This is a genomic window from Dokdonella sp. (assembly GCF_049593775.1).
Taxonomy (GTDB): domain Bacteria; phylum Pseudomonadota; class Gammaproteobacteria; order Xanthomonadales; family Rhodanobacteraceae; genus Dokdonella.
Genome location: NZ_JBAWHJ010000464.1, coordinates 1 through 2,445 on the forward strand (window position 1 = coordinate 1; position 2,445 = coordinate 2,445).

Annotated in this window: 1 protein-coding gene; it reads left to right on the forward strand. The window is 60.7% G+C overall.

All coding sequences use genetic code 11. The features are described 5' to 3' along the window. Positions 1-2,445, forward strand: a 2,445-nt coding sequence (locus tag WBP53_RS16020; RefSeq protein ID WP_423930722.1) for a S8 family serine peptidase, incomplete at both ends; no start/stop codon positions are given.

A 2,445-nucleotide genomic window follows, 5' to 3' on the forward strand; every position in this document is an offset into this window, starting at 1 on the left:
TCTATGCCCCTGCCGCGTGGAGCCAGGCAACCACCAGCGATGCGCCGGGTTCTGCTACAGCCGTCAACGAGATGGCCACCTACATGATTCGCTTTGCTGACCCTGGTGCGATCGCCTATCGCGGCGGTATTGGCAGCCTCAGCGCAACAGCCGCACCGCAAGGCGAGCGTTTCGATGCCAAGAGCGCGGATTCACTCGCCTATCGTCAGTTCCTGGAACAGCAGCAGATCGCCTTCGTTGTCGACATGAAGGCTGCCCTGGGGCGTGACGTCAGCGTACCGCACACCTACCAGATCACGCACAGCGGCATCGCGGCGAAAATGACAGCGGCAGAGGCTGCTGCAGTCGCCAACCTGCCGGGTGTCGTAGCGATCGAACGCGAAAAGCAGTATCAGCTTGATACCTTCCGCGGCCCATCATTCATTGGTGCCACCGACATTTGGGATGGCGCAGTTCCGACCGTGCCCACGGCGGCATCGTTCGGCAAGGGTGTCGTCATTGGTGTCCTGGATACCGGTATCAACGCCACGCATCCATCGTTCGCCGATGATGCGCGCTGCGGCTTCGGCCCGGGCGACGTAAAGTTGCGCAGCCTCGTTGATTGCAGCAGCAGTGCTGGTGGCGTCTGTACCGGCGCAAATCCGCTTGATGGCAACGGTCATGGAACGCATACCGCCAGCACGTCCGGCGGCAACATGATTGACGGCACCGTGTCCCCGCCTCCCGCTATCCCGCCCGGCTATACCAACATCAGCGGTGTCGCACCATGCGCCACGTTGCGTACCTACAAGGTTTGCCAAACCAACAACTGCGGTGCAGCAGACATCGCGGCCGGCCTGGCCAACGTCCTGGTCGATGGTGACATCGACGTCGTCAACTACTCGATTTCGGGCGGCGAGTTTCCGTGGACTGCTGGCGAAAGTGATCGCGCGTTCCTGGATTTCGTGGACAACGATATTTTCGTTGCAGCATCGGCCGGCAATACCAGCGCGACAGTTACCAATCCTGTAGGTGAGGTCAACCACCTGGGTCCCTGGGTCATGACCGTTGCCTCTTCGACTCACGACGAGAACCCGGTCGGCGGTACGTTGTCGGCTGATGGTCCCGGCACCCCGCCAGCTAATACCCAGAACCTTGTCCTGAGCGTGGCGGGTATCAATGTCGGTACCGGTGGTGTGATCCCAATCCGCGTGTCCGCAGCCAATGATGTCGGTTGTACGGCAACGGGCGGGTTCGCACCCGGCTTCTTTTCCGGAGCCGCCGCGCTGATTCCGCGTGGAGGCTGCTCGTTCGAAGAAAAGCTTGTCAACGCCCAGGCGGCTGGAGCAGAAGTCGGTTTCGTCTACAACAACGTGGCTGGTGTACTCAGCATGGCGATTGGAGCGGCATCCCTGCCGGCTTACGGCATGTTGCAGGCGGATGGGCTGGCGCTGCGAGCGTTCATCGACAGCAACGGCGCTACGCCAACCACGGTCAACTTTGAAACCGCGACCAAGATCGGCGATCTGCTTTCGGACTTCAGCCTGCGCGGCCCGACGTCCGGCGATGTAGTTGACCTGACCAAGCCGGATATCACGGCGCCGGGCGACAGCATCTATGCAGCGTACATTGCCCCGAACAACTACACCTTCCTGGGTGGTACCTCGATGTCGAGTCCGCATACGGCGGGTTCTGGCGCGCTGGTCCGGGCGATGAATCCGACCTGGTCGCCGATGGCGATCAAGTCTGCCCTGCAGATGACCGCAAAACGTACAGGTGTCCAGGAGGACGGCACAACCGAGTGGAACGCCGACCAGATCGGCAACGGTCGCGTCCAGGTGGAGCAAGCGGCGATGGCGGGCCTGGTTCTTGAAGAAACCACAGCCAACTTCCTCGCTGCCAATCCCAGCGGCGGCAGTATCGACATCAAGGAACTCAACATTGCCTCGATGCGCAACACCAACTGCTCGCCGAGCTGTACGTTCACGCGTACCGTGACCAGCACGTTGGCCACTTCGGCAACCTGGAATGCCACGTTCGAGTCAGCCGATGGCGTCAGCGCTACCGTGACGCCAGCCAGCTTCACTATCGCTGCCGGTGCCACACAGGCACTGACCATCGTCGTGACTCCGGAAGAGTACGGGCCCAACAACCAGTTGCCGAATCACCCGAGCTTCGGTGACGTCGTACTGGTTGAAGCCGGTTCCCAGTCGCCTGACGAGCACATGACGGTTGCGATCCGTGCAGTACGTGATGGCATCTTCAAGGATGGCTATGACGGTGAAGTCGATCCGCCGAATCCGAATCTGGTGACGTTTAATATCAATGCTGCGGTGTTCAATAGCTTCGACGGAACTTGCGTGCAATTTCTGACTGGCGCCGTGATAGACGACAACAGCAGCTGCGGGGCGTATGACTTCAATGCATGGACCTCGAGCGGCAACCTGCTCTTCTTCTGGCCCGGGC